The organism is Nocardia sp. CA-129566, assembly GCF_050956075.1.
GTDB lineage: Bacteria > Actinomycetota > Actinomycetes > Mycobacteriales > Mycobacteriaceae > Nocardia.
The window spans coordinates 4,815,683-4,842,551 of record NZ_CP192085.1 but is presented as its reverse complement, the minus strand read 5'-3'; the positions used below and the strand labels follow the sequence as shown (position 1 = coordinate 4,842,551).

General features: G+C 66.5%; 29 protein-coding genes and 1 pseudogene. 10 read left to right on the top strand and 20 right to left on the bottom strand.

The window, feature by feature from the left end:
- Positions 1-32 precede the first annotated feature (32 nt).
- Positions 33-1,217, top strand: a complete 1,185-nt coding sequence (locus ACQP0C_RS20985) for an Ig-like domain-containing protein (protein ID WP_433722256.1) — start codon at positions 33-35, stop codon at positions 1,215-1,217.
- Between the two features lie 42 nt (positions 1,218-1,259).
- On the opposite strand, the gene ACQP0C_RS20980 is transcribed toward ACQP0C_RS20985, so the two are convergent.
- Positions 1,260-1,727 carry a hypothetical protein gene (locus tag ACQP0C_RS20980; protein ID WP_433722254.1) on the bottom strand — a complete coding sequence of 156 codons (468 nt, stop codon included), beginning with the start codon at positions 1,725-1,727 and terminating at the stop codon, positions 1,260-1,262.
- A gap of 132 nt (positions 1,728-1,859) precedes the next feature.
- Positions 1,860-2,129 (bottom strand): hypothetical protein, encoded by a 270-nt coding sequence (locus ACQP0C_RS20975; RefSeq protein ID WP_433722252.1) that lies wholly within the window; start codon positions 2,127-2,129, stop codon positions 1,860-1,862.
- A 188-nt stretch (positions 2,130-2,317) separates the two neighbouring features.
- On the opposite strand from ACQP0C_RS20975, the gene ACQP0C_RS20970 reads away from it, so the two are divergent.
- Positions 2,318-3,247, top strand: coding sequence for an NAD(P)-dependent oxidoreductase (locus ACQP0C_RS20970; RefSeq protein WP_433722250.1), 930 nt, complete (start codon positions 2,318-2,320; stop codon positions 3,245-3,247).
- Positions 3,248-3,283: 36 nt separating this feature from the next.
- Here the strand turns inward: ACQP0C_RS20970 and ACQP0C_RS20965 are convergent, their stop codons facing one another.
- Together ACQP0C_RS20965 and ACQP0C_RS20960 are read right to left on the bottom strand one after the other, a co-directional pair.
- Positions 3,284-4,333, bottom strand: a complete 1,050-nt coding sequence (locus ACQP0C_RS20965) for an LLM class flavin-dependent oxidoreductase (RefSeq protein WP_433722248.1) — start codon at positions 4,331-4,333, stop codon at positions 3,284-3,286.
- Entirely contained in the window at positions 4,333-4,845 is a 513-nt protein-coding gene (locus ACQP0C_RS20960; RefSeq protein WP_433722246.1) for an SRPBCC family protein, read from the bottom strand. The genes ACQP0C_RS20965 and ACQP0C_RS20960 overlap by 1 nt, the downstream gene beginning before the upstream one ends.
- Before the next feature lie 116 nt (positions 4,846-4,961).
- Between ACQP0C_RS20960 and ACQP0C_RS20955 the strand changes: the two genes are divergently transcribed.
- Complete coding sequence (locus ACQP0C_RS20955; RefSeq protein WP_433722244.1) at positions 4,962-5,492, top strand: winged helix-turn-helix transcriptional regulator; 531 nt, start codon at positions 4,962-4,964, stop codon at positions 5,490-5,492.
- A 406-nt stretch (positions 5,493-5,898) separates the two neighbouring features.
- On the opposite strand, the gene ACQP0C_RS20950 is transcribed toward ACQP0C_RS20955, so the two are convergent.
- Positions 5,899-6,834 (bottom strand): NADP-dependent oxidoreductase, encoded by a 936-nt coding sequence (locus ACQP0C_RS20950; RefSeq protein ID WP_433722242.1) that lies wholly within the window; start codon positions 6,832-6,834, stop codon positions 5,899-5,901.
- A 76-nt stretch (positions 6,835-6,910) separates the two neighbouring features.
- Between ACQP0C_RS20950 and ACQP0C_RS20945 the strand changes: the two genes are divergently transcribed.
- Positions 6,911-7,303, top strand: a complete 393-nt coding sequence (locus tag ACQP0C_RS20945) for a winged helix-turn-helix transcriptional regulator (RefSeq protein WP_433722240.1) — start codon at positions 6,911-6,913, stop codon at positions 7,301-7,303.
- A 523-nt stretch (positions 7,304-7,826) separates the two neighbouring features.
- On the opposite strand, the gene ACQP0C_RS20940 is transcribed toward ACQP0C_RS20945, so the two are convergent.
- Positions 7,827-8,681, bottom strand: a complete 855-nt coding sequence (locus ACQP0C_RS20940; protein ID WP_433722239.1) for a TetR/AcrR family transcriptional regulator — start codon at positions 8,679-8,681, stop codon at positions 7,827-7,829.
- A 499-nt stretch (positions 8,682-9,180) separates the two neighbouring features.
- Between ACQP0C_RS20940 and ACQP0C_RS20935 the strand changes: the two genes are divergently transcribed.
- Positions 9,181-9,795, top strand: a complete 615-nt coding sequence (locus tag ACQP0C_RS20935; RefSeq protein WP_433722238.1) for a hypothetical protein — start codon at positions 9,181-9,183, stop codon at positions 9,793-9,795.
- Positions 9,796-9,799: 4 nt separating this feature from the next.
- On the opposite strand, the gene ACQP0C_RS20930 is transcribed toward ACQP0C_RS20935, so the two are convergent.
- The 3 genes from ACQP0C_RS20930 to ACQP0C_RS20920 form a co-directional block, all read right to left on the bottom strand.
- A complete protein-coding gene (locus ACQP0C_RS20930) occupies positions 9,800-10,219 on the bottom strand; it encodes a hypothetical protein (RefSeq protein WP_433722236.1) in 420 nt (139 codons plus the stop codon).
- Between the two features lie 3 nt (positions 10,220-10,222).
- The gene (locus tag ACQP0C_RS20925; protein ID WP_433722234.1) at positions 10,223-10,609 is read right to left on the bottom strand and encodes a hypothetical protein; all 387 of its coding nucleotides are present in this window, start codon (positions 10,607-10,609) and stop codon (positions 10,223-10,225) included.
- A gap of 267 nt (positions 10,610-10,876) precedes the next feature.
- Complete coding sequence (locus ACQP0C_RS20920; RefSeq protein WP_433722232.1) at positions 10,877-11,035, bottom strand: hypothetical protein; 159 nt, start codon at positions 11,033-11,035, stop codon at positions 10,877-10,879.
- Positions 11,036-11,166: 131 nt separating this feature from the next.
- Between ACQP0C_RS20920 and ACQP0C_RS20915 the strand changes: the two genes are divergently transcribed.
- The 3 genes and pseudogenes from ACQP0C_RS20915 to ACQP0C_RS20905 all read left to right on the top strand — a co-directional run.
- The gene (locus tag ACQP0C_RS20915; RefSeq protein ID WP_433722230.1) at positions 11,167-11,466 is read left to right on the top strand and encodes a hypothetical protein; all 300 of its coding nucleotides are present in this window, start codon (positions 11,167-11,169) and stop codon (positions 11,464-11,466) included.
- 315 nt (positions 11,467-11,781) lie between these two features.
- The gene (locus ACQP0C_RS20910; protein WP_433722228.1) at positions 11,782-13,182 is read left to right on the top strand and encodes a wax ester/triacylglycerol synthase domain-containing protein; all 1,401 of its coding nucleotides are present in this window, start codon (positions 11,782-11,784) and stop codon (positions 13,180-13,182) included.
- 69 nt (positions 13,183-13,251) lie between these two features.
- A pseudogene (locus ACQP0C_RS20905) lies at positions 13,252-13,423 on the top strand (Ni/Fe hydrogenase subunit alpha); the annotation flags it as partial.
- Here the strand turns inward: ACQP0C_RS20905 and ACQP0C_RS20900 are convergent.
- The 5 genes from ACQP0C_RS20900 to ACQP0C_RS20880 all read right to left on the bottom strand — a co-directional run bounded on the left by ACQP0C_RS20900 (position 13,423) and on the right by ACQP0C_RS20880 (position 15,857).
- Positions 13,423-13,743 (bottom strand): hypothetical protein, encoded by a 321-nt coding sequence (locus tag ACQP0C_RS20900; protein ID WP_433722224.1) that lies wholly within the window; start codon positions 13,741-13,743, stop codon positions 13,423-13,425. The pseudogene ACQP0C_RS20905 and the gene ACQP0C_RS20900 sit on opposite strands and share 1 nt — an antisense overlap.
- Entirely contained in the window at positions 13,740-14,534 is a 795-nt protein-coding gene (locus tag ACQP0C_RS20895) for an ABC transporter permease (protein WP_433722222.1), read from the bottom strand. The genes ACQP0C_RS20900 and ACQP0C_RS20895 overlap by 4 nt, the downstream gene beginning before the upstream one ends.
- 6 nt (positions 14,535-14,540) lie before the next feature.
- Entirely contained in the window at positions 14,541-14,810 is a 270-nt protein-coding gene (locus ACQP0C_RS20890) for a hypothetical protein (RefSeq protein WP_433722220.1), read from the bottom strand.
- Positions 14,807-15,133, bottom strand: a complete 327-nt coding sequence (locus tag ACQP0C_RS20885; RefSeq protein WP_433722218.1) for an ATP-binding cassette domain-containing protein — start codon at positions 15,131-15,133, stop codon at positions 14,807-14,809. The genes ACQP0C_RS20890 and ACQP0C_RS20885 overlap by 4 nt, the downstream gene beginning before the upstream one ends.
- Positions 15,134-15,383: 250 nt before the next feature.
- Positions 15,384-15,857: a DUF2267 domain-containing protein gene (locus ACQP0C_RS20880; RefSeq protein ID WP_433722216.1), complete on the bottom strand. Its 474-nt coding sequence runs from the start codon at positions 15,855-15,857 to the stop codon at positions 15,384-15,386.
- Between the two features lie 400 nt (positions 15,858-16,257).
- On the opposite strand from ACQP0C_RS20880, the gene ACQP0C_RS20875 reads away from it, so the two are divergent.
- Positions 16,258-17,031: a sigma 54 modulation/S30EA ribosomal C-terminal domain-containing protein gene (locus tag ACQP0C_RS20875; protein WP_433722214.1), complete on the top strand. Its 774-nt coding sequence runs from the start codon at positions 16,258-16,260 to the stop codon at positions 17,029-17,031.
- On the opposite strand, the gene ppsA is transcribed toward ACQP0C_RS20875, so the two are convergent.
- On the bottom strand, positions 16,934-19,297 hold the full coding sequence (gene ppsA, locus ACQP0C_RS20870) for a phosphoenolpyruvate synthase (protein ID WP_433722212.1): 2,364 nt from the start codon (positions 19,295-19,297) through the stop codon (positions 16,934-16,936). The two genes, ACQP0C_RS20875 and ppsA, sit on opposite strands and share 98 nt — an antisense overlap.
- Positions 19,298-19,420: 123 nt before the next feature.
- Positions 19,421-20,392, bottom strand: a complete 972-nt coding sequence (locus ACQP0C_RS20865) for an Acg family FMN-binding oxidoreductase (protein ID WP_433722211.1) — start codon at positions 20,390-20,392, stop codon at positions 19,421-19,423.
- A gap of 309 nt (positions 20,393-20,701) precedes the next feature.
- On the opposite strand from ACQP0C_RS20865, the gene ACQP0C_RS20860 reads away from it, so the two are divergent.
- The gene (locus ACQP0C_RS20860; protein WP_433722209.1) at positions 20,702-21,349 is read left to right on the top strand and encodes a response regulator transcription factor; all 648 of its coding nucleotides are present in this window, start codon (positions 20,702-20,704) and stop codon (positions 21,347-21,349) included.
- A gap of 91 nt (positions 21,350-21,440) precedes the next feature.
- Here the strand turns inward: ACQP0C_RS20860 and ACQP0C_RS20855 are convergent, their stop codons facing one another.
- The 4 genes from ACQP0C_RS20855 to ACQP0C_RS20840 all read right to left on the bottom strand — a co-directional run bounded on the left by ACQP0C_RS20855 (position 21,441) and on the right by ACQP0C_RS20840 (position 26,727).
- Positions 21,441-22,580, bottom strand: coding sequence for a CapA family protein (locus ACQP0C_RS20855; RefSeq protein ID WP_433722207.1), 1,140 nt, complete (start codon positions 22,578-22,580; stop codon positions 21,441-21,443).
- A 97-nt stretch (positions 22,581-22,677) separates the two neighbouring features.
- Positions 22,678-24,048 (bottom strand): wax ester/triacylglycerol synthase family O-acyltransferase, encoded by a 1,371-nt coding sequence (locus ACQP0C_RS20850; RefSeq protein ID WP_433722205.1) that lies wholly within the window; start codon positions 24,046-24,048, stop codon positions 22,678-22,680.
- Between the two features lie 157 nt (positions 24,049-24,205).
- Positions 24,206-25,807, bottom strand: coding sequence for a hypothetical protein (locus ACQP0C_RS20845; RefSeq protein ID WP_433722203.1), 1,602 nt, complete (start codon positions 25,805-25,807; stop codon positions 24,206-24,208).
- Positions 25,804-26,727, bottom strand: coding sequence for an ATP-binding cassette domain-containing protein (locus ACQP0C_RS20840; protein ID WP_433722201.1), 924 nt, complete (start codon positions 26,725-26,727; stop codon positions 25,804-25,806). The genes ACQP0C_RS20845 and ACQP0C_RS20840 overlap by 4 nt, the downstream gene beginning before the upstream one ends.
- Positions 26,728-26,869 lie beyond the last annotated feature (142 nt).

Here is a 26,869-nt window from a genome sequence, read left to right as displayed (position 1 = left end):
ACCCTGCTGCACCCAGCGAAGGGAGATACGTAGTGGCATTGGGACGTCGTCGGCTGCTGATCGGCTTCGCCAGTGCGGGTGGCCTAGCCCTGGCCGGATGCGGGCGAGAACCCGCGCCCCCCAAACCCGCCACACTCCGATTCGATCCTCCATCCGGCACCCACGACGTCGATGCGCGCAGCCCCGGCACGGTCACGGTCACCGACGGGACGCTGCGGTCGGTCGAATGGATCGACGAAACCGGCCGATCACTGCCGGGCGCACCGGCACCCGATCATCGAACCTGGACCAGCGCCGAACCACTCGGCTACGGACACACCTACACCGCGAAAGCCGTGGCGCAAGGCGAAGCCGGCGACGTCGTCGCGACGGCGACCTGCGCAACGGTGACACCGCAACAGCTCGTCGACGTCTCCCTGCGCTCCGCCAATCTCGTCGAGCTGGCCGAAAACGACACCTACGGAGTGGGTTTCGTGCTCGTCGCCCATTTCGACGGACCCGTCGACCGGGCGGTCGCGGAACGCCACATGACGGTCACCACCCAGCCCGCTGTCACCGGCGCCTGGTACTGGCTCGACGATCAGAACGCACACTGGCGGCCGGAGCACTATCACGCGCCGGGAACCAGGATCACGATCGAGGCCGAACTGTTCGGACTCGCGCTCGGCGAGGGCCGCTACGGCCTGCGCAACCAACGGGTGTCGGTGATCATCGGCCCCGCCCACGTCGCGATCGCCGACGACGACACCAAACAGATCGAGGTCTTCGACAACGGAAACCTGGTGCGCACCATGCCCACATCGATGGGCAAGGGCGGCACCGCGGTCGTCGGCGGCAGATATCTGTCGTTCTGGACCCGCCCCGGCATCTACACCGTGCTGGACCGAAACGACCCGGTGATCATGGACTCCGCCAGCTACGGCCTGCCGGCCAGCTCCGGAGGCTACCGCACGAGCATCAACCACGCGGTCCGCATCAGCCACGACGGAATCTTCGTGCACGAACTGGCCGCAACTGTGTGGGCCCAGGGCAACACCAACGTTTCACACGGCTGTCTGAACATCTCCCCCAACGATGCCGCGTGGTTCTACGACTTCGTCGTTCCCGGCGACGTCGTCGAGGTCCGCAACACCGGCGGCGACCCGCTCGACATCTGGCAGAACGGCGATTGGAGCGTCCCCTGGGCCGACTGGCTTCGCGGCGGCACCCACACATGACACGAACGGCTATGCGCAGTTCGCCCGAGCGCTATTACGAGGTCATGGGCGTTGCGCGGTTCCGGTGCCGCGGTTGCGGGCCTCGACGGCCTTGACGCTGTTTTCCAGCGCCTGCCTCAGCACACGCTTGCCAACCGTGCCGACCACCACCCCGAGCACCCGGCCCCTGAGGTTCTTGCCCTCACGCACCACCACAACATCCATATCGGTCTTCCCGTCGGGCCGACGAGCGAAGGTGTACGTGTGGCCCGAGTGCCCGCCCCACACATTGGAGTCGGTGGTCGTCATGACGACGTGATCGGGATCCGACCAGTCGTAGTGCAGCCGTTCCCAGATACCGCGCGAGCCCTCGGTGACATCGGCCTCGCTGCGGCCCTGGGCGTGCACCTCGAGATATTCATCGGTGCTGTTGCCGAACACCTGCGAGCGCCCCGGCCCGAAATCGGTCAGCGCCGAGACGAACTGCTCGGGCGTCGCGGTCGTCGTCTCCGTGAAATGGATGGTGGACATATCAGCTCCTTTGCTACGGCGAGGATCCCCTTCGAGCATGAACCGCCGTCACCGCGGTGACAGGCGAAAGCGAGATGCCGGGCTCTCGATCGATTGCCTACCCCGCCAGGACGGCACCACACCTTTCGCCTATCAGCTATCCGGATGCAGTGACCGGCGATGCCCGCTCGCAACACCGTCGGCTGGGCTGACCAGCTCGCACGCCGGATGTTCGCCGTCCCGGACCCGATCGATTCGGCCGGTGCCCAGCTGCGGTGGGGCGGCGCCGATGTCGATGCTCAGCAGGTGCGTGGCCAACGCGCCGCCCACCCCGGCGCCGCCGAGTGCGGCGGCGCCGGCACCGAGCGCCGTCCGGCGGTTCATTCGGCCCTGGTGATCCTCGCCCGCAACGTCTTCCGGCATGTCGGTTCCGCTCTTCTCGGGGGCGTCGGATCAGCAACGCTACCGCTGACCAGCACCGATGGCGGTTCGGCACGCCGAGGTCGGGAACCTGGCCGTCCGATGCCACATCCGCGGCGATATCGGGCAAGAGGGACGATGAATCAGGCTCGGTCTGCACCGGCCCAGCTGCACGGGCCTTCGATCAGATAATGGCCGCCGTTCGATCGGCCGAGGACGACAACGAGGAGTGTGCGATGACTGGAATGACAGTTGGTTTCATCGGGCTCGGCGCGATGGGGCAGGGCATGGCCGCCAGCCTGCTCCGGGCAGGCCATCGGCTCCTGGTCTGGAACCGCTCCCCCGAGCCGGTCGCCGCGCTGGTCGCACAGGGCGCCGACGCGGCCGGACGGCTCGCTGACGTGTTCGCCGCCGAGGCGGTCGTCTCGATGCTGGCGGACGACCGGGCCGTCGAGCAGTTGCTGCTCGACCCGACGCTGTTGGCCGGTGCGAAGGCAGCGGTGCACCTCAATATGGCGACGGTCTCGATCGCACTTGCCGAGCGGGCCGAGACCATGCACACCGAGCACAGCATGGGGTACGTCGCCGCGCCCGTCCTCGGCCGGCCCCAGGTAGCCGCCGCCGGCGAACTGAACATTCTCGCCGCCGGTGCCGAGACGGCGCTGGCGAAGGCAGCGCCGCTGCTGTCCGCGATGGGCCGGCGCACCTGGCATTTCGGCACCCGCGCCAGCCACGCCAACGCCGCCAAGATCAGCGTCAACTTTCTGATCGCCTGCGCCATCGAGTCCATGGCCGAGGCGTGCAGTTTGGCGGAGTCGCACGGTGTCCGGCCCACCGACCTGGTCGAAATGCTCAGCGGCACACTGTTTCCCGGGCCGATCTATTCCGGCTACGGCGCGATGGTCGCCGAACGCCGCTACGAACCAGCCGGCTTCCGGCTGCCACTGGGTCTCAAGGACGTCGATCTCGCCCTCACCGCCGGCGCGGCAGCGAACGTCCCGCTGCCATTCGGCAGCGTGCTGCGCGACGCCTTCCTCGACGCCCTCGCCCACGGCGACGGCGATAAGGACTGGGTCGCCGTCGCCGCCGTGGCCCGGCGCCGGGCCGGACTGCCGGCGTAGCGTGTGCACGACGAGGCGCAAACGCGTCCGGGACGCTTACGCGCGATCTCCAATTCCACGAACCGCATCGATTCCGCGGCCGAGGTTGTCGAGGCGCGCGTGCAGGGTGTCGCCCGCGGGGTAGAGGCGAACGGTGTCGACGCCGGTGTCGCGCCAGGTGCGCAGGCGGTCGCGGACCATGTCCTCGGTGCCGATCAGCGTTGTTGCCATGACCATTTCGTCGGTGATGAGGGCCGTGGCACCGTCGCGGTCGCCGTTCTGCCAGCACTCGCGCACGCGAGCGGCGACGTCGGCCCAACCTTGGCGGCTGTAGGCGTTGTTGTAGTAGTTGGTGGATCCGGAACCCATCCCGCCGAGGGAGAAGGCGAGCTCCTTCTTGCGACTGCCGACGACGGCCGCGAGTTGGGCTTCATCGGCGACGATATTGATCTCCGCGCCCTGGCAGATATCGAGATCGGTGCGGGTGCGTCCGGATCGGGCCAGCCCGGCGTCGAGGTGAGTGAAGTAGGCGTGCGCGCCCTCGGGGATGAAGCTGGTGCCCAACCATCCGTCGGCGATCTCGCCGGTGAGTTCCAGCATCTTCGGCGACAGTGTGGCGAGATAGATCGGCACTGCGATGGGTTGCATGCTCAGCCGCATCGGACGGCCCTCGCCGCCGGGCAGCGGAATGGTGAAATGATCACCCTGGTAGGTGATTTTGTCGCCGGTGAAGACGTCTCGGATGATCTGCACGGTTTCGCGCATGCGGGTCAGCGGGCGCGCGAACGGAACACCGTGCAGACCCTCGATGACCTGGGGACCTGACGCGCCGAGACCGAGCAGGAAACGCCCCTCGGAAAGCTGGGCCAGGGTCATGGCCGTCTGGGCGATGAGCACCGGGGATCGGGTGCCGAGCTGAATGACGCCGGAGCCCAGCAGGATTCGCTCGGTGCGCGCCGCCAGGAAGCCCAGCGGCGTGGCCGCGTCGGTGCCCCAGGCCTCGGCCACCCAGCAGATATCCAGACCGAGCTTCTCGGCTTCGACGACGAATTCGGTGAGCTCATGCCAGCCGATCCCGGAGCCTTCGATCGTTGTGGCCGTACGCATTACGCCGCACCCTCCACCAGATCCTTGATGGCGGCCAGATTGGCTTTCATACCGGTCTCGAATTCGCGCAGCCGGACGAAGACGATCTTCTGCTCCTTATCGGGGCTGGCGTCGATGGCGTAGCTGAGCCCGGAGCGGGCCGGGCCCATCTGCGTCCATTGTTCGAGGACCGTGCCCGGACCTTCGGGCTGCAGCGTGAAACGCCAAATGCTGGAGGGGTATTCGGGGTCGCCGACCGCCCAGGCGAAGCTGCGCTCCGGATCGAATTCGACGATGGTGCTGATCGTCTCCCAGGATCCCAGCGCCTCGTGCGCGTTCTGCCCGCTGAACCGCGCGCCCACCGCAGGGGCGGTCGCGCCGTCGAGCCACTCGACGGCGCGCAGTTCGGCGCTCAGGCGCGGCATGAGGTGGATATCGCTCACCCACCGCCACACCCGATCCGGCGGCGCATCGATGTAGGTCTGCACCGCCACGGTCGGGGTGTCCGCGTACTTCTGCCCGGTCCACTCCACAAGAATCTCCCTCCATCCGTTGACGTCCATAGTTGCGTAGATAGACTTACCAGCGCAATACCTGACCGATACATTGAACAGCTGAGTCTCAATGAAAGACCCATTAGGATGACCGCATGAAACGGACCTCGTTGGCGAACTGGCCCTGCTCCTTGGCCCGCACGATGGATCTGCTCGGCGACTGGTGGACGCCACTGGTCCTGCGCGAGGCCTTCTACGGCATCCGCCGCTTCGACGAGTTCCAGCAAGAACTCGGCATCGCGCGCAACACCCTTTCGGAGCGGCTGCGTCGGCTGGTCGAGGCCGGACTCATGGACAGGCGCGTATACGAGACCATGCCCGTGCGCCACGAGTACCTGCTCACCGAATCCGGCCGCGACTTCTATGGCGTCATCGCGACCATGACCGCATGGGGTGACCGCTGGCTTGCCGGAGCGGCCGGCCCGCCCATCGTCGCACGACACGACACCTGCGGCCACGACGCCGACGCGGAGGTCGTGTGCTCACACTGCAAGCAACCGCTGGCGTCGAACGATGTCACCCCACGGCCCGGCCCCGGGTACCCGCCGAAGTTGCTGGAGCGCCCTGATATTCGACGGCGCTTCCACCTCGATGATCCGGACCATCAGCCCGCTGACCTCGCCTGAGACCGTGTCGCATGAGCCGGTGGCAGCCACTCATCCGCCACATCGTTCGCGCGATGACCCACCGGTGGCGGCCCGGCCGCTGCGACGATTCGGCGCCGTTGTGGACGATCCGGACAGCGACGCCGGGGTCGCGGCCCCATCGCCGCAGTGCGCCCGCTGAGCCACCGGAGCGGTGCCGCCGCGCTGCGGACGCAGGCGGAATTCGGGCAGCAAAGGCTCGACAAACTCCCACAACTCGTCCGGCATCAATCGCAATGGGGGCGCATCGCCCGGACTGAACATCGTGCAGCACAACTATTTCCACATGTCGGGAATGAATAGCCGCCGTGAGACACGGTGTCCGGACATCGAAGCGCCGTTGCTGCGGGGAGTTTCGGCTGTCGCGCTGCCTGCTGCCCGCCGCAGGTCACGGCGTCAGGACGAGGCGACCGGGAAGGTGGCCCGCGGCAAGGCGGGTGTGGGCTTCGGCGGCGGCGCGGAGCGCGAGGGTGTCGGCGACGCGCGTGGTGAGCTTCTGTTCCGCGAAACGGGCGAGGGCTCGGCCGTCGGCGTGGATCCATTCGTGGCGGACGGTGATGCCGCGCAACGGGATCGGGGCCGCACCGCCGACGACGGTGACGAAACAGCCGCGGTTGCGGACGGCGGCGAGGGCGCGGATGCCGATGCCGGCGGTGTCGAGTGCGGCGTGTACGCCGCCCGGGACGAGGCGGCGTGCCTCCGCGGCGAGGTCGGCGTCGCGTGGAAGTGTCCAGTGCGCGCCGATGGAGTGGAGGAAGTCCGAATCGGCACCCTGGGCGATTACCCGAATGCCCTGCTGTGCCGCGAGTTCCACGGCGAAGCCGCCAACGGCGCCGGTCGCGCCTGCTACCAGGAGCGTGTCGCCTTCGGACAGGCCGAGCAGGTCGAGCGACTGGACGGCGGTGAGACCGTTGAGCGGCAAGGTGGCCGCCTCGACAGCGGACAGCCCAGCCGGGGCGGGAGCCGCGGCGGTGGCGTCGAGCACCACATAGTCGGCGTATGCGCCGAGCGAGACGTCGAGCAGGTCGCGCAGGCCGATCGCCGTCTGCCCGACAGCGAACCCGTCGACGCCCGGGCCCAGCTGGTCGATCGTGCCGGCGACATCCCAGCCGATCCCGGTGATGTCGCGCGGGGCCATCAGTCCGGCCTCGACCAGCGCGCCCGAGCGGGTGACCAGGTCGACGGGGTTGACGGTGGCGGCCTCCACCTTGATCCGGACCTGGCCGGGGCCCGGCTCTGGAATCGCCACGTCGATGATTTGCAACACCTCGGGTCCGCCGTACCCGCGGGCCACTACGGCTCGCATCGTCTCTGCTCTGCTCATGTACACCACTGTCGGAGAGTTACTCTTCGATAGGAAGTACGCACTTCGAAGTGCCCACCGCACCCGGAGGTTATAGATGCCCACCCGCACCGCGGCGCAGCTGCGCGCCGAGCGCGGCGCCGCCTACGATGCCTACCTGGCCGAATGTCCCGCCCGCAAACTGCTGGACCGGATCTCCGACAAGTGGGTGAGCCTGGCGGTCAACGCGCTGGCCGACGGGCCGCAGCGCTACAGCGACCTGCAGCGGCGGCTGGCCAGCGTCAGCCAGAAGATGCTCACCCAGACGCTGCGCAACCTGGAACGCGACGGCCTGATCACCCGCACAGTGCAGCCGACCGTGCCGATGCGGGTCGACTACGAACTCACCCCGCTAGGGCGCTCGCTGCTGCCGGTCATGCAGGCCATCAAGACCTGGGCCGAACACCACATGGACGAGGTCGAGACGGCCCGCGCGAGGTATCAGGAATGACAGTGCCGGGGCACTCACCCATATCGAGCGCAAGGCCAAATCGGCCGCGTAAGACATGGTCTGAGAGGCGACCCTCTGACGCCGACCAATGCGATCCACCGAGTTCGTTACTCGAAGAAATCGCCCGGACCGCTCCCCCGCTCCCAGCCCGTGCGCAGTTCTGACTACCCGAACTCCTTGCGCCACAAAAGGAGTAATTGCGGTGATCGCGAAGCGGGTCGATCACCGGTCCTAGGAGCTGAAAGCCGCTGCGATTCTTTCCGGGCCGCCTCCCTTGCCGACGGACGACTCTTTGCTGCATTACCAGGAAGATAGAACGTCCACCTGCATGGAACGTCCGCGCAAACCGGCGGCTGCGGCGGTGAAATGTGACCGCATCGCCGACTGGCCTCGCCTCGACCGCGGACATATGAACTGCCCGAACAACCTTTTGGCGCAGAGGTTTTCACCGCGTATCGAACGCGCACCTCCGATATCGGGGCAGATTGCAGAGCTCAATTTGGGGAGTCTCGCGAAACATGGGTTATCTGTCGGGCGCTTGTTTCGGCGTAACCTCCGCAGCGGTGATGATCTTGATGACCGTGGCAACGAGCTCCCCGTCGGGATCGCTGAGACGCGGCAATGATTTCCGATTCACCAGCAGAGATCCCAGAGTGAGATCTACCAGTTCGGCACCGACCTGCGCGGCGGATCTGCGCCCTTCCGGCTCGAACCATGTCCACGCCCATTGCGCGGATCCGAAGATGAGCAGGCTCCGGATACTGGTGTCGACGGCCCGGAACTCACCCGCCGCGGTGCCCGCGTCGAGCAAGCTGTGCAGGATTCCGATGTACTGCCTTCGTAGCTTGCGCCCCTCGGAATTCTCATCCTGCTGCGCGAACCGCGCGACCTCGCGCTGGAATGCGACAGTGCGATTTCGATCGTGCACCTGATAGAGGATGGCCGCGTGCAACAGCCCGGCCAGCTGCTCGGTCGGTGTAGGAAACTCCGACACAATGCGCTCTGCCTCAGCGATCCGACGCCGCATATAGGCAAGATGCAGCGCATCCAGCAACCGCGCCTTCGTGCCGTAATGATGCACGATCAAGCCCTGAGAGATGCCCAACTCACTTGCGACATCACTGAAGCTGGTCCCGTCGTAACCCTTCTCGGCAACATGGCGCGTGAAAATGTCGAGAATCGCATCCGACTTGCCCGGTCCCGCCGCACGCCGACTCACCGATCCCGCCCCTCCTCGCCCAAAATTTCCGGACACTCTAGCACCCACTGACTGATCGACCAGTCGTTGACTGAGTGCGCAGTCAGTACTAGCATTATGCGCCGAGTCACAGCGGCGTACCGCGCCGCAACAACCATTAATCTCGAAATAGTCGAGCAATCAACTATGAATAAGCACGCCCATACCGCCGAGGCGGTCATCGAACAACGAGCATCCGAACTCCACATTCGAACCTGCGCCCGCGGCCTCTGGAATCCGCGGGCTATTGGTAGCGGCCGTCGTGTTGGCGCCGCCAACCAGCGGTGCGTGCCGCCGACCGTAATCACCGCTCGCTCGACCGCGCCATCCGATCCCCGCTGCGCATGACCGGCCTTTCCGACGACGCCACCACCATCTCGACGCGCACCGCCCGAGGTGGTGATTGCTATGTCAGCATCGGCCGCAGCGGGTGGTCCATCAGCCCTCGCTGCCAGCCGGTCACCATACACCGCATCACGGCAACCGAGTCCGAGCGGACAACCCCGGCGAAGTCCACCACATGGCCGTCGCTGACCACGAACTTCGCGGCCACACAACATGATTCGCTGGCAACTCGGCTCCGTGACTCGGCGACGAAGGACCTGGCGCGCCTGAGGCGTCGGCCCGCGCTGAGGGACGTGTGAGCACCATGGACGCGGGTATGGCGGCGGCGCGGGATGATCCGGCGAATGAGCGGGACGATCCGGCCGATGATGCGACATTTCTGCTGGCGCCGGATCAACTATTGGCCGCGATCGCCGGACGTCTCACCGAGCCGTTGCCGCTGATCGCGTGGGCGCGAGAACTGGGTGATCTACACGCCGCCCTTATTTCGGCGGTCCTGAATCCGCTGCGGCGTCCACCCGACGTCACCGAGGCAGCCCTGCATGCGGATATCGCAAAGGTTATCGACAAGATCAACTCTTGGGCGGCGTTCTACGTCCGCCACAGCCGGTGCGCCCGGCGCCACACTCACTCCTTCGGTGAGGTGATCAGTCATGTCGCGAAGACCTACGCCGAGGCGTGGTGGACGGTGCTGCACTCCGACTGCGAGGACCTTCGGCACTCGGCATGGGTCCATCTCGGCGAGGTCCGTGAAGGCTATGCGCAACTCATCGGCGAAATCCGGGCCGGCCGCGTCCAACTCCCACTGGGATGGCGAGGCATCCGACATGCCCGACAAAATGACAGCACGTCGACAAACCAGGAAACCGACGGGGATGAGGAGCGCCCGGGCGAGCTCACCGGGAGCTGACGGGTCACACGGCGAGCTCACCGAGTTGGTGCAGCAGATGATCGGCGCTGCGCGCGTTGCGGTGTGCGATGTATGCGGTCCATCCCCAAGCGACGATCGACACCGCATACCAGTACAGTCGCCAGTCCGTCGACTGCAGACCGCTTGCGACACCGCCGGCTAGCAGCACCATGAACAGCGCGACGAGCCCGGTGTAGAGCACGCGCTGGCGCGAGGCTGCTTGCTGCGCCTGTTCGAGGCGCGGGATCCATGATTCGGCGGTCGCGTCCGGGGCTAGCTCGCGGGCCTTCAATGCGCGGCCGATTTCACGATTCGCGCCTTTATCGGCAGATTCGAACGCTCGGACCGGACGCATGTATCGCCACACGACCACATATCCGACAGCAATCGGTACCAGCATGAGCACGATGGCGGCCACGACCATGATTCACCTACCTGCACCGTGCGCGAGATGGTCGAGGATTCCGTCCGCGAACCGCCATTGGAGGTGGACCGTCGTGAGGTTGACGGCCGAAGCGGTGAGCGCGAAGAAATAGATATAGAGCAGCGCATTGCTCGCGTTCGGATTCGTTGCGATCTCGGTGGTCAGCAGTGCCGACCAGAGCGCGGTGAGTGCGATGAACGGGCCGCGCAGCCGTATCGGACGCACTCGTGCGCCATCGAGATCGGGCAGCCAATCCTGCGGCCCTTTCGGGCGATGGGCCAGGCTGCGGCGCCGCCCCGGAATCACCAACCACCGCACCAGGAACCCGGCGGTGACCACGGTTAGTACAACGACGGCGATGAGATGCAAAGGATACCTATCTTTCCTCATGTGAGATTTCGTCGGCCTACATGAATAGATTCGGTCCCGTGCGCAGTTGGCGATAGCAACCCATGGGTGGGTATCGGCGCCACCTCTTGCGAGGTTTTGGCGGGGGTGCTGACCGCACCCTTGGGTGCCTTGATGGGGTGTCAACGGTCGCGGAGGCTGTTCATAGCCGGGTTCCCCGGACCGTATCACGAGGAGGCAATGGCAATTTCCGAACAACCGATCAGGGCCGAACGACATTGTGGTGGAACGCTTTACACCGAGTCGGTGCTAGTGATCGATCAAAAGCCCAAGCTGATCGAGATGTCCACCGAGTATGCGGTGCTGGACCAGAACGGACAGCGGCTCGGGTCCGTGGTGCAGGTCGGTCAGAGTCAACTGAAGAAGGCCACGCGCTTTTTCGGTGACTTGAACAATTTCTTCACCCACCGGCTCGAGATGCGAGATGCCTCGGACAATATGGTGCTGACGGTGACACGGCCACGCAAAGTGTTCAAGTCGACGGTCATCGTCGACGGGCCCGCGGGACAGCCGATCGGACGGATTGTTCAGGAAACTGGATGGGTAAAAAGCGTTTCGCGCTGCTCGCCGACGGCACCCGGATCGGGACGATCCACGCAGATCAACTGCTCCAACCGCGAATATTCACGATCGTCGATCACGCCGACGCGCAAATCGCCCGGATCATCCGAGCCGCGGAGAGCCTGGAACAGGCTATCGTGTCGGCCGAAACCTACACGCTGGTGATCGACAAGCCCTTGTGCGAACCAATGGCAAGCCTCGTCCTGGCTTCTGCGGTGGCGATCGACACCGCGATCATGCAGGTGAAATTCACCACCGTGCTGGACCTGATCCCTTAGTCCAATCGGGACCTCCAGCCGTCATCGTCCGATTCGCCAGCCGGTGATTCCCGGCCCGCCAGTGGCTCGGGGAGAGGACGAAGGGCCTCGACATAGGGGTCTTCCTCATCGGTTGCCTTCGGCCGGGACCGAGCATGCTCAGTGGTATGGATACCGCCCTTCGGGCCGACGCAGGCTGCCCGGCCCAGGGATGCGATGTTCGCTGGTCGGCGGAATCGAGACGGACCGTGGAGGTCTGAGGAAGCAGAAGCGAAGCGGTACGACGTACCACGGCGAAGACGAAGGCAGCAGGCGATGGGCCCCCGCGAATCCCACATGTCGCAATCGGACCTGTTCTCATGGAGCATGGAGCGGGATCCGGTCCTGCGTTCGACCATCGTCTCGGTTCTGATCCTCGATACCGATCCGGACTGGGATCGCCTGGTGGAGACGATCGATCGCGGCACCCGCCTCGTGCCGAGGTTGCGGCATCGGCTGGTCGCCGCGCCGTTCGGTCTCGCCCCGCCCAGGTGGACGCTCGATCAGGGTTTCGACCTGTCCTGGCACCTGCGACGGGTTGCGCTGCCGGAACCGGGGACCATGTCCGCGGTACTCGAATTCGCGCGCACCGAGGCGATGACCGCCTTCGATCCGGCCCGTGCCCTGTGGCGCTCGACGTTGCTCAGTGGTTTGTCGGGTGGGAGATGCGCGTTGCTGATGACAGTGCACCACAGCCTCACCGATGGTATCGGCGGCATTCAGATCGCCGCAGCGCTGCTCGATTTCGATCGTGCGGGCACTGATCGCGGCCATCCGCCCGAGCCCCGGCATGATCATGACGGTGCGCTGCGCGATATCGTGGCATGGAACTGGGCGGTCGGCTCGGATCTCCTTCGCGGCGGTATCCGGGCGACGCCGGACACCGCGTGGCGAGTTCTCGTTCATCCCGCGCGGGCGGTACGCGACAGCGCCGCGCTTGCGACCTCGGTGGTCCGCCTTGCCAAGCCCATCACCGCGACGCTGTCGCCGGTGATGATCGAACGCAGTCTCGGTCGCCGACTGGCGGTGTTGGATGCACCCGTCGATCAAATGCGCAGCGCCGCGCGTGCTGTGGGCTGCACGATGAACGATGCCTTCCTTACCGCGGTCGTCATCGGACTGCGCAGATATCACGAGCGGCACGGGGCGAAGGTCGACCAGTTGCGGCTGACCATGCCGATCAGCCTGCGAACGGCTGATGATCGGCTCGGTGGCAACCGGATCACGCTCGCTCGTTTCGCATTGCCGGTCGACATCGCCGAGACCGAAGACTTGATGCGGGCCGTGGACGCCGCAGTCGGCGGTTGGCGCCGCGAGCCGGCCATACCGCTGTCCGGTGCTGTCGCGGCGGCGTTCAACCGGTTGCCGGTCGGAGCGGTCACCAAAATGCTCAAGCATGTCGACTTTGTCGCCTCCAACGTCCCGGGTTCTCCGGTGCCCCTCTATGTCGCCGGGGCGCGCATCGACCGTATGTACGCTTTCGGCCCCACCATCGGCACGGCCGTCAACGTGACACTGATATCGCACGCCGGAACCTGCTACGTCGCGATCAACGCGGACACCGCTGCGATTCCCGACCTGGCGACCCTGACCGAATGCCTCGCCGCAGGCTTCGCCACCGTGCTTCGCCTCGGCGGCGAGCGCGCACCGCAAGCCGCCGCCGAGGCCACAGGCGAAGCATCGCGATCGACACCGTGATCGTCGGCGGCGGCGGCGGACTGGCGCCGCTGCGGCCCGGTCGTACTCACGGCGCTCGCGGCGCGTGACCATTACCGGCGGGACGGCCGCCGCTACCTCACCGGACCGCTGGCCCGGTACACGCTACTTCCCTCGGTTGTCGCCGATGGCCCGTCAGGTCGCCACAGAGATCGGACTGGGCAGTGAATGCCGCAATCCGTTCCGTAGCATTCTGGTTCGCGCCGTCGAGGAGATACACGCCTACACGCCGACTCGAATATCGCGACCCAAAGGGGCAGCGGAATGAGACATGATGCGGATCGACACCAACTGGCATCGGCTGCGGTGGTGGTGGGGACCGATGGGTCCGCGCCCGCCGATGCCGCCGTCCGCTGGGCAGCCGAAACGGCGGCTCGGAAGTGACGGTGCTTGCTGATCGTGCACGGCCTCGACCTCGCGGTCACGCGCGGGGTCCTCGGGAGCCACCTGACCGTGGTGTCCTCGGTCATCGAGGCGATGCACGGCCATGGTGATCAGATCCTCGCCCAGGCCAGTGCCCTTGCGTGTGACATCGCTCGTCACACCCCCGCGATGTCGCGGCGGTCGAAGACCGGTAGGGCGGCCACCAGTGCCACCGCACCGGCCAGCGCCAGCCAGCCGTATGCCGCGGGCAGCCCGGCGCCGAGTGGGCCGCCCTCGATCGCCTGATGGAATGGCGACGCCGGTCCCCATGGCCGCACGGCCTCGACCAGTTTGCTCGCGACGTAGAGCACATATGCGCCGACCGCGAACACCGACGTAATCGCGAGTGCGGCAGTCCGTTTGCCGGTAGCCGCGCCGACAGCCAGTGCGAGCCAGCCGAATTCGATGCCTAGCAGCACCATCGACAATGCTCCGGTCAGCGCGGCGCCGATTGCGATGTCCAGACCGAAGATCGCCGAACACACCACGATCGCGCTGAACAGCACCGCACCCAGCGTGAGCACGGTGGTCGCGAGTACGGCCGCCTGTTCGAGCGCCAAGCGCACCGGCGAGACCCTGGTCACCAAGAGCACCTCGAGTGTGCCGAGTTCCTCTTCGCCCGCGATCGCCCGCGCGCCGCGGCTGATCGCGAAGACCAGGAACAGGATCGGCAGCAACATGCTGAACAATTCCGCGTTCAGGAAGCCGGTGCCGGTGCCGAAGGCGTCCAGATCGAACAGCTTGCGCAGCGGCTCGGGATAGTTCGCCAGAAACTCGTGCAGGCCGGCCATATCCGAGATCGACGGCCACAATGCGCTTTCCATCAGCACGAGCGCGACGATCCCGATGCTCCAGCCGATCAGTCCGCGCCGCTGATCGCGCAGACTCTTCAGATAGACGTTGCGCAGCATGGTCTTTCAGTCCTTTCCGTAGTAGGCGAGGAAGACCTCTTCGAGATCCGGTTCATGGCTGACGATGTCGACCACGTCGTAGGGCGCGATGGCCTTGATCAGTTCGGCGGTCGAACCGTCCACGTCGATGTGCACGGCGACGGTGTTCGGCTCGACCCGCCGCACGCCATCGATTCGGCGCAGCGCGCCCAGGTCCGGTGGCTTGCCAGCGAAGGTGACGTCGATACGGTGGCGTGCCCGGGTGGTCAGCTCGGCCACCGAGTGTTCGGCGATCACTCGTCCCTCCCGCAGGATGGCGACGGTGTCGGCGACGGCCTGCACCTCCGAAAGCACAGATCCTGGTAGGCGACGAATTGTCCGGGCAGATAGCCGATGCAGCGCTGGGCCGCCTCGCGTTGACGGACCGTGTCCGCACCCTGTACCGACGCCGAACCGCGCGTGGGGCGCATGAGTCCGACCAGGATTCGAATCGTGGTCGTCTTGCCTGCGCCGTTGGGCCCCAGGTAGCCGAATACGACCCGGGGCGGGATCTGCAGGCTCACATCGATCAGCGCGGGTTTGCGACCGTAGTATTTCGTCAGCCCATCCATCCGAATCATCAGGGGCACCTTCCGTTCTCACAGGCGACGAGACGCCGGTTGTCTCGACTATCCGCCGACGCACGTCCTCGTCCCAGAGCCCGAGGACCCGCTCACCGAGGACGTTCGTCCCCGCTGCCTGGGTGGCGTACCGCCACGGCCGTCCCCTCGGCCGCCGGGCAACGGGTCGGTTTCGGCGGTCTGCGCCGAGGTCGGTTCGTTGACCGGGTGGCAGGCGGAGCCGGTATCGGGCTGACCGCGTCAGCGGCGGTCACACCTTGTCGACCGTGTCCTCGTTGTTCTGCTCATCGAACGGTCCCGTGTTGACACCGAACAGCACGTTGCGCAGATCAGCCGGGAATAGCGCGGCTACCCGGTCCAGCTGGCCCGGCGAGCACAGGTCGCGCAGTGCGTCGGTCACCAGCCAGGCCAGACCGACGGCCTCGTCCTCGGTAACACCCGCTTCGGCCGCGAACTGCTCGAGGAACTCCGAAACACGATGCGAAACCGGGACTTTGGCGGGTTTCCAGCCCTCGAAGAAGATGCCGCGCAGCAATTCGGGCAGTTGTGCGCTCAGATGCACGGCGTCACCGATCTCGAGCCGGTCGCGCACGGTGTGCAGCCAGGCGCGGGTGACCCGGTGGGCGAAGGCGCGGTCTTCGGTTGCCAGGTCGTCGGTGATGCGCCGCAGCCACACATGCGCGGTGTGCACGGCGTGGGCGAAGGGATCGTCGGAGTTCGACATTGTCACCGCCTAATCGGGAGGTACGACCATGACCGGGCACAGCTGTCGGACATGGAATTTCGTGGCGAACACCATCGGAATCTCCTTGCCGGACCACTCCAGACTCGCGAACCCGGCACGCCCACCGAAAGGTCCCGACGTCGCCCACACGAGGGTCGTTGGTCCATTCGGCCGACCCCCATACTCGCGGCCGGTACGCCGCCATCCGTACCTGCCCCACCGCGACGGACGGCGGCCTGTACGCGGTAACTCACTGAGGCCCAGAGGTTTTCGACCATCGGGGGACCTCGGTCATCTGGTCATGGGACCTTTGGCTCTTTCGGGTCGGCGGAGCGCGGGTGAATCTGGGGATGCCTGCCGAATGCTGTCATCATCAGAGAAGTAAGGGGGGCATATCGCCGTGCCGACGCCGCGACCGAGTGAGTATCGGGCGTTTCCCGATGTTGTTGTCTCTACTCGGGGTCGCATCGCGGATCTCGAGATCGAACGGATAGGTGGTGCGGTCGGCCGGCTGTTGGCGCGGCATGGAGTCACCGGTGGGGCGCGGGTCCGGGTGACCGGTGCGAACCGCGATGACGGCCCGATGCTCGTGCAGGTGAATCTGCGCGTACTCGGCACGCCGACCCGCATCCAGACGATGGTCCCCGGCAAGGGTGTGGTGCTGCCCGCGGTCGACCGGCTGGACAAACAGATCTCCCGACTATCGGGACCGTGGCAGCCGTGGACTCGGTCCGATCCGACCCGATCCGCGCTGGCCGTACCCGGGGCAGGGACGGTCGCGCGCCGCAAGCCGTACGCACTGGCAAGAGCAGATGTCGGTGTGGCGGTTGCATCAATGGACGCAATGGATTACGACGTGCACCTGTTCACCGACGCCGAGACCGGCGAGGATGCGATCGTTTATCGGGCCGCTGCCTTGGGGTTGCGGCTGACTCGACAGCGGCATCAGCATCTGCCGCGATTGCCGAACCCTCCGGCGGCGCTGTCACTGACGGTGTCCTCGCGTCCGCCGCCGGTCCTCTCGGAGGACCCGGCGGTGGAATGGTTGTGCGAGCACGGCCTGCCGTTCCTGTTCTTCACCGACCTGGCCGACGGTCGCGGCCATCTACTGTATCGCCGCTACGACGGCGATCTCGGCCTGATCTCCCCCAACCCGGCAGATCGGGCGACATAGCGAACGCGGCGGCGTCCAACAGCACTCGGCGTTCCGCGGCGGCCACGGTGCGGCGGACCGTGTCGATCGCGTCCGGGTTGACCGAGATCGAGGTGATGCCCATGCGGACAAGGTGTTCGGCGAAATCGGGGCGGGTGGAGGGCGCTTGGCCGCACAACGAAGAGGTGATGCCGTGGGCGTGGGCGGTCCGCACGATCTGTTCGATCGCGGCCAGCACGGCCGGATCGGTCTCGTCGAAAACCTCCGCGCACAGCTGCGAGTCGCGGTCCACGCCGAGGACGAGTTGGGTGAGGTCGTTGCTGCCGATGGAGACGCCGTCGATGCCGAGGCCGATGTATTCGGGTAGCCAGTGCACGACCGAGGGCACCTCGGCCATTACCCAGCGATGCAGACCACGGGCCCGTCCGAGCGGGCTGGCGTCGACGAGCTCGAGGCATGCCTCCAGTTCCCAGCGGGTGCGCACGAACGGAATCATCAAGTGTACGTTCGGGTATTGCTCGCGCACCCGAGCCAGCGCGGCCAACTCGAGCGCGAACATTTCCGGCTCGCGGATGTAGCGGAAGCAGCCCCGATATCCGATCATCGGGTTGTCCTCCACCGGCTCGTACTGCTCGCCGCCGGTCAGTCCGCGGAATTCGTTGCTGCGCAGGTCGGTTGCGCGATAGATCACCGGACGGGGCGCGAAGACCGAAGCTATCCCGCCGAGCGAGTCGGCCATCCGGGTAACGAAGGCTTCCTGCTCGCCGCGGGCGATCAGGTCGTGCGGGTGTCGCCCGCCGAGCGCGCTGGTCAGCAGGAACTCGGCGCGCAGCAGTCCGAGGCCGTCGACGTCCTGTGCCGCAACGGCTTCCGCGATATCGGGCATGGCGAGGTTGGCGTAGATCTTGGTGGCGGTGGTGACGGTCGCCCGTGGCGCAGCGGCCGCCTCGACGGCACGGACCGGCCGGGTGACCGCGCCCGCGACGACCCGGCCCCGTCCGCCGTCGACGGTAACGATCTGCCCGTCCGCGAGATCCTTTGTCGCTGTGCGGGTACCGACTACGCAGGGCACACCCAGTTCCCTGGCGACGATGGCGGCGTGACAGGTGACGCCGCCGCTGTCGGTGACCAGTGCGGCGGCCTTGCGGATGGTCGGCACCCAGTCCGGCGTCGTCATCTCGGCGACCAGGATCTCTCCGTCGTGCAGCAGATATCCCTCGGACGGTTCGGCGAGTACCCGAACGGCGCCACTGGCCGCACCCGGCGCGGCGGCCAACCCGGTCACCAGCGCCTTACCGCCACTGTCGGCGCGCGGCGCTTGCGCCGTACCGAGGGCGGTGATCGGGCGGGCCTGGACCAGCCACATCCGGTCGCCCTCGATCGCCCACTCCACGTCTTGCGGTGTGCCGTAGTGCCTTTCGGCCGCGATAGCAAGTCGGGCGATCCCGCGTACTTGGTCATCGTCGAGTGCCCGCCCCTGGTCGTCCGCGTCGATCTCGATGGTCCGGTCGCCGGTTCCGTCCACGCTGCGAACGATCGCGAAGCCCTGTTTTCCGATATGCGACTCCAGAATTCGCAGATCCTGCTTGGCGAGAACATAATGGTCGGGCTCGACGGCTCCGGAGACGACGACCTCGCCCTGCCCGCGTGCCGCCTCGATCACGATGCGGCTCTCGTCGCCGGTCCCCGGATCGGCGGTGAATGCCACCCCACTGTGTTCGGCGGCGACCATCACCTGCACCACAACGGCCATGGCCGATTCACCGGTGAACTTGCGTTCGGCGCGGTAGGTCTCGGCACGCGGGCTGAACAGCGACGCCCAGCAGGAGCGCACCGCCTCGACGACATCCGCAGCGCCGCGCACGTTTGTCGCTGTCACATTCATCCCGGCGAACGACGCGGAGGCGCTGTCCTCCCCGGTGGCCGAGGAACGAACCGCGACCAGCGCGGGCCCGTCCGCGCCGCCGAGTCCGTCATAGGCGTGCGCGATCTGCTGTTCGAGGTCCTCGGGCATGCCCGCCTTGGCCACCAGCGCCCGCAGCCGATCGCAGTGCTGGGCGAGTTCGGCCTGGTCACCGACGGCGGCCAGCGCGGCGCGATGCTCCGCGGCCAGATCGTCGGCCACCCCGCTGCGGCGCATGGCCTCCAGATAGCCCGAGCGCAGCACGACGAACGCCGCGGGCACGGGCAGCCGCGCAGCGGTCAGCTCCCCCAGATTGGCGCCCTTTCCACCCGCCTCGACCTCGTCGGCCAGTCCGATAGCGGCGATGTCACGTACAAAGTCCATGTCTCGACTGTGCGCGGCGGCCGGGTCCAGCAACGAGAGGACAAGGCCGACCGACCGGCGGTCGAAAGTCCTTTGTTTCGGTGGGTCCGTCACACAGTCCCGCTCGCCAGGGCCACCGCGAAGTCACAAGGGGCGCACCACGTCGTCCAGGGCGCGGCGCGGGGTCAGCGGAACCGGTGCCGCGCTGGTGGCCGCCCAGCCGATTCGAATGATGACCTGTGGGAATCCACTGTCGGAGAGCACATCCGCACGCACGAGATCACGGGTGCCCGGCAGTTCCAGCGGTTCGGTGAGCGGACAGCTCGCCAATCCGATCCCGGTGGCGGCCAGCAGCACCGCGCTGGTGGCTTCCCCGGCGCGCAATCGGGACAGCGAGTCATCGGAGGCGGTGTGCACCACCAGCAGGGCGCCGCCGTCGTCGAGATCCTGGATCACCGCCTCGGTCAGCCCTGGGCTGCGGAACTCGCGGGTCAGCGGATCCGCGGCGACCACGGCATTGCGTGCGGGCACCCCTTCCTCGGCCGCGTGACGTCCGCTCCACTCGGCCAGCTCGGCTTGATAGCCGCTGTCGATGTGATGCTGACGCGACGCATCCTGGAAGGCCCGCACGAGCCCGATGCGGGTCGAGCCGCCGGGTACCTCACTGACCAGCACCCCCTCGGCGACACCCGCCGCGATGATCACGGCGATGTGGGCGGCCGGTATCTCCCACGATGTGACCCGCCGCCGGTCGGTACGGCGTTGGCTGATCGCCCGGGCCGCCGCGACCATATCGGCGTCCGGTGTCACCGGGGCGAACTCGATGGCCGCGAGATGGTCGGGCTGGGCCGGATTCGGGAATCGATGCACGACGGTGTCCCACCCGAACGAGCGCGCGGCCACCCGGAAGTGATGCAGCGCTGCCCCGCAACTGATCATCAGATCGCGTCGATCCGGATCGGTCTGCGGCAGCCGACGGCTGTCATCGGCGTACAAATGCACCGTGGTGTCGCCGACGCGCCACTGCCACGGCTGAGTGTTGTGCACCGACGGCGCACGCAAGGCCAGCGCCAACGCGGCCCGCACGCTGTCGGCATCAGGATGCCTACCAGCCATTGCTGTTTCCTTGTCCTCGACGCCAACATCTATGCCGCTACGCTCGCATTCGCCGACGACGGCGCCAAAGAGGCCAAAGGCCACAACTCGATGGCCCGGTGACCTTTTCACCGATGACAACGCGCCGAGCGGACGCGCCACCTACCTGGACATTGGATGCTCGCCGATACCGCGGCACTGTGCGCGTGGCACAACACTGTTCACGCCGAATAGGCAAGGGGCTTCGGTCACCGATCAGGCGTCGAACTCCGGCCCGCGATCGCGAGCCGCACCCTACGCTGAGTGAATGTTGCACGGAGACACCGCGGAATGACCAGAGTTTTCCTGGTCGACGACCACCACATCGTGCGTCGCGGTGTGGCCGACCTGATCAGCGCCGAGCCCGACCTCGAAGTCATCGGTGAGGCGGGCACCGTATCCCACGCGATGGCGCGCATCCCGGCCCTGCGCCCCGACGTCGTGGTCCTCGACGTGCGCCTACCCGATGGCAACGGCATCGAACTATGCCGCGAACTGCTGAACCACCATCCCGAGCTACGCTGCCTGATCCTCACCTCGTTCACCGACGAACAGGCCATGCTCGATGCCATCCTGGCCGGGGCCAGCGGCTACGTGGTCAAAGACATCGACACCCTCGAGCTGATCGACGCCATCCGCGAAGTCGGCGCGGGCAGATCCCTGCTCGACAACCGAGCCGCCGCCGCGCTCATGGCGAAACTGCGCGAGGAAGCCACGGCCAAGACCGGCCCGCTGGCCATGCTCACCGACCAGGAACGAACGCTGCTCGAACTGCTCGGTGAGGGGCTGACCAACCGGCAGATCGCAGGCCGCATGTTCCTGGCCGAGAAGACCGTGAAGAACTATGTCTCCCGGTTGTTGACCAAGCTCGGCATCGAACGACGCACCCAGGCCGCGGTGCTGGCCACGAAGCTCAACCCAGCACCCGGGCAGGGATGAGCAGGCGCACTCGCTCGAAAATCGAGTACACGCGCTCGGCGAAGCGGTAGCTGTGCCACCCGACGGGTCCGCAGCACTTCCGGAACGCGAATCAGATTATCCGCGAACGACTTTTAGCCTGCTCGACGAGCAGCAGATCCTCGCGTTCTCGCACGACACGAGTCCGGAATCGGCGACTGATGTGCTCGATTGTGGTGCACAGCCATTGCGCGTCGACCCGCGCGGCCTGCTCGAGACGCATACGCCGCACCCGAAATGGCAGTAGTCGCAATGCCGCCGGTCCACCACCGGGATGAATCGACGCGACATAGAGCAGCCTCAGCTCGGTTCGGTAGGACTCGTAGCCCCCGATGCCTTCATAGTCGTTGACGATGTCACCGCAGCCGTAGAGGATCAGTCGGTCACGATAGATCTCGATCGGGCGGGGATGGTGCGAGGAATGCCCGTGGACGACATCGATACCGGCGTCGATCAACCGATGCGCGAACTGTATTTCACTCAGCCCCACCCGATAGCCCCAATTCGGGCCCCAGTGCACCGAAACGACCGTGATATCGCCGGTGTGCTTGTGCGCCAACACCTGTGCCGCGACATTGTCCGCGGCGCGGTGGGCGGATGAATCGTCGATCAGCCACACACCCGGCCGGTCGTTGTGGGCCGCCCAATATCCGGGAACACCGCTCGATCGCGCCGCGATGGCCGCGACAACGGCACGATGTTCGTTGTGGACGGTCAATACCGTCGGCCGGAGCGCGGTTTCGGCATCGGCTCCGGCCCCGACGCCGCGAATACCCGCGGTCGCCAGGGCGTCGAGCGTGTCCTTCATTCCGCGGCAACCGAAATCGAGGATGTGATTGTTGGCCAGCGCGCACACATCGGGCCGGATCGCGGTCAGCGCCGGAAGGTTGTCCGGGTGCATCCGATAGTGAACGCCCTTGTGGTCGGCGAATTCACCGTCCGCGGTGATCGTGGTTTCCAGGTTGATCAGCCGGATCTCGGGTGCGAGAGTCTCCAGAATCGGCAACGCGTCACCCCACGGCCAGCCGAAGTCCACAGGTTGCGGGATCGGCCCGTTCGCCCGCTCGGCCAGCTCGACGTAAGTCCGGGCGTCATCGACATAAGGTTCACGCAGTGTCGCGTCTCCGGGATGCGGCAGGATCTGATCGACGCCACGTCCCAGCATGACGTCACCGCCGAGCAATACGGTCACCCGATCGGAATCATCGACCACACCGAACCACCCACCGCCGTTCCGTCGTCGATCGATCAGCACCTGGGGCTCACCGACACCTCCCCAGCACCACCATCGCTCCGACCCGATCGAGCTCTTAGGGTCCGAGGTCCTCTGTTCGGATGACCGAAGCCACCCCGGTGCGGGCGCGCTCCAGCAGTTCGGTGATTGTGTGCTCGATGCCCTCGGCGATCAGGTCGATATCGGGGGTGGTGTCGTAGTCGCCGGTGATGCCGAAGGTCAACCGGTCGGTATAGCTGAGGATCGCGATGGTCGTGCGTAATCGCATGGCGATCGGGATGCACGGCAGGATCTCCATGACTTCGCGACCCAGTAGCGATAGTTTGTGCGTCGGGCCGGGGACGTTCGTGGCCAGGGCGCTGACTCCGTGCTGGGGGTAGTGCATCGCCAGCCGCAGCGTCCACGCGACGAGCGCGAACGGCAGCCGATCCGCCATCGACAGCACCGACTTCTCGGCCTCGGCCTCACCGCGCGATCGGTGTCGCGAGATGCGCCGGTGGACGGCGGCGAGCCGCTCGACGGGATCGGACATCTCGATCGGCAGGTACGGCAGCATGGCCGAAACCCGATTGTCGAGAACGTATTTCGCATCCTCGCGGCGCATCGACACCGGAACCAGAATGCGGATCTTGTCGGCGGTCGGTTCCTCGCCGCGCTCGTACAGCACGGTTCGGTAGGCCGACGCGACGGCGGCGAGGGCGACATCATTGACGGTCACGTCGAAGGCGGCACGGATCTCCCCGATATCCGCCAGTGACGCGCGCGCGACCGCATAGCGCCGCTGTCGGCCGATCGGGCCGTTGAACGAGGACTCGACGGTCGGCGTGACGGCGGCGGAAACGACCGGTATCAGGGCACGCGCCAGGTCGATGGCCATCCTCGGCGTGGCAAGCGACAAGCGAATGCCCTGGGCGGCCATGTCGAACACACCCGTTCGCCGCCGCGTCCCGGTGCTCGTGCGCGGTGCACGCGTGCCGGATTCCGGATCGCAGAAGCTCGTGAACAGGCTTATGCCGGAGACCCCGTCCACCATGGTGTGATGGGCCTTGATGATCAGCGCCCAACGGCTGTCCGTCAGATGCTCGACGACCACGCATTGCCACAGCGGGTGATCGCGGTCGAGTCTTTCCTCGAATTCGGTCGCGACCAGTTCGCGCAGCGCCGCCTCATCGCCGGGCTCCGGCAGCGCCGTCCACCGGAGGTGATGTGCCAGATCGAAATTCGGATCGTCCTCCCACACCGGCGCGGTGAGATCCAAGGTTGCCCGGCGCACTCGCTGGCGGAGCCGGATATTGCGGGCCGAGCTGCTGGTCATCGCCGCGGTGAACTCCGCGCGGGTAGGTGCCGGACCGGCGAGGATCGCCACCGCACCGATTCCGAGACTGATGTGGCGGTCGGTGTCTTCCAGTTCCATGAAGCCGGAATCCAGCGGGCCCAATCCGGTCATCGCCGACGCCTATCCCGGCAGCCGCCGCGGCCTGCGCCATCGGCTGGGAAACTGCCTACCACAACGACAATTCTCATCGGTGGCGCGCTGCGGGGTGGAGATGCCAAGGTAACCGGGGACGGTGACGTTGGCCCCCAGGTGTCACTGCTCGCCGCGTTCATCCCATCGCGAGGTCGCGTCGGCGGAAGGCGACCACCGCGGCGCCGAAGCATCCCAGCCCGATCGCGGTGATCCACAGCGCGGGCGCGAGTGCGAAGTCCTGCATCGGCACTCTGGCCAGCGCGTGGAACGGGCTCAGCTGCAACGACCAGTTCGGCGCCTGCAGAGCGCTGCCCAGTGCGTCCCACAGGAAGACGGTCGCCACCAGCGCGTAGACGAAGGCGACCGCGCGCGGCGCCATGCCGAGCACCGCCGCGGTGACACCGACGGTGACCACGATGAGCGGCAGGCTGTTGGCCGCCGCCGCGAACAGGGAACCGAGCCCGACTCGGACGCCGGTTGCCGCCGCACCGGCCCAGATCGCCAGCGCGGCGATCACGCACACCGCCATCGCGAGACCGACGGCCAGCAGTGCCCGCCCGCACAGCCAGCCGATCCGTGAGCGCGGCATCGCCAGTACGATCTCCAGCCGTCCCGATGCTTCTTCGCCGCGCGCGGCGACCAGCAATGTCACTGCGAGCAGCGCGGCGATCAGTTGGATCAGGGAATAGAACGCGGCGATGAAGCCGTCGACGGCGATCTTGTCGCCGAAGAACTGGGCATATACCGGTGTGCGGCGCACGAAGTCGAGCGCGGTCTTCACCATGGCGCCCATCAGCAATGCGTAAGCTGCCGTGCCGACCAGCCAGAAAGCCAGATGCGCCGCCTCATCGCGCAGCGCGGCCTGCCATGACGCACCCAATAGCGCCCGGCGGGCCGGTCTGCTGTCGCGCACCGGCAGCACACCACTTCCGACATCCCGCATCGCCAGTAGCGGCAGCGAAACCACCACGGGCGCCACGATTCCCACCGCGATAACGGCAAGTACCAGTGGCGACGGCGCGGCGGGCGGGCGCAACAGCTCGAACCAACCCAGCGGCGTCACCCAGCGCAGCCACGGAATTCCGGAGCCGATATCGGCCGGTGCGCGCAGGATGAAGGCGACCACCAGAATTCCGGCCGCCAGCAATCGGGCCGCCCGGACGGTGCCCGCCAGCTGACTGGTCAGCGCCGCGATCGCCGCGAACAGCAACGCCGGAACTACCAGCTGGAGGCCGAGTTCCACGCAGTTGGCAAAGGTGATCAGATGCTGTGATACGCCATCGGCCGCCAATGCGGACACACTCACCGCGCCGATCACGATGGCCTGTAGCGCTGTGGCAATCAGCACTGCGGCGAACCACCGCCGCCGCGGCTGCAGTCCGCTGAGCACCAACTCGCCCCGGCCAGCGTCCTCTTCGCCACGCAACGCCCCGGTGGTGATGATCGCGGCCCACATCGCCATGATGATTCCGGCGAAAGTCATAGTGCGCCACGCGACCCATCCAGCCGGATCAGCGATGTCATAGGGGTAGCCGTACAGCACCCGCAGTGCGGTGTTGTTGACCAACGGCCCGAGTATCGCTGTGCGCGTGGCCTTTTCCGGGAATACCGAGACGAATGCCTGCAGCTGCGCTGTGCACATCACCGCCGTCAGGACCGTCATCGCGAGCAGCGACATCCGGTTGGCGCGCAGCCTGGCGCGGACGATGAGCGCCCCGCCGCGTACGGCCTCGTTCATCGCTGCGCCTCGGATTCGATCCGGCCGGAGTCGGTGGTCCCGTCGTGATAGTGGATGAGGAATATCTCTTCCAGGCTCGGTTCCCGGCTGTCGAGGGTCACCACCGGCATCGCGGCCAGTGCCGCGAGCAACGGTCCCATATCACCGCGCACCTGCAACGCCAGATGATCGCCGTGGTCGGCGACCTCCACACCAGCAAGGTGGCGTAGCGGTTCGATATCGATATCGGGTTCGGCGAAACTCACCTCGACACTGCGGGCCGACAGATGCCGCAGTTGCGCCATGGTGCCTTCGTCGATGAGCCGACCCGCGCGCAGGATGCCGACCCGATCACAGACCGCCTCCACTTCGCTGAGCACATGGGAGGACAGAAAGATCGTCTGCTCGCGTGCCTTTGCCTGGGCAACTGTCTCCCGGAACGCCGCCTCCATCAGCGGATCCAGTCCGGAGGTCGGTTCATCGAGGACCAGGATGTCCGCGCGCGTGGCAAAGGCCGCCACCAGCTGCACCTTCTGCCGATTGCCCTTGGACAGGGCGCGAACCTTCTTGTCGGCATCGAAATCGAAACGCTTCATCAGCACGTCGCGGTAGGCACGATCGCATCCACCCCGCAGATTCGCCAGATAGTCCAGCGTTTCGGCGCCGGTGAGCGCGGGCCACAGGGTGGGCTCGGAGGCCACATACGCACAGTGCCGATGCGCCGCGACCGGGTCCGACCAGGCATCGCGGCCCGCGATCCGCACCGAGCCCGCGGACGCCCGGTGCAGACCGAGCAGCACCCGGATCGTCGTGGTCTTGCCCGCCCCGTTCGGACCGAGGAAGCCATAGATCTCACCGCGGGAGATGTCGAGATCGAGCCGATCCAGCGCCAGCGTCCGGCCGTAGCGCTTCGTCAATCCGGATGCCTCGATGACCCCCATGGCGCACCTCCATCCATCCACGGATGTCACAGGTTCATTGTCGGCCCGGTTGCCGAGTGCGGGCTAGAGACTGCCGACACCCCAGGTGTGGTCCAGTACGTCCGCTCGCGGACGAGCGTGCGCACCCCACCGGCCGGGGCGG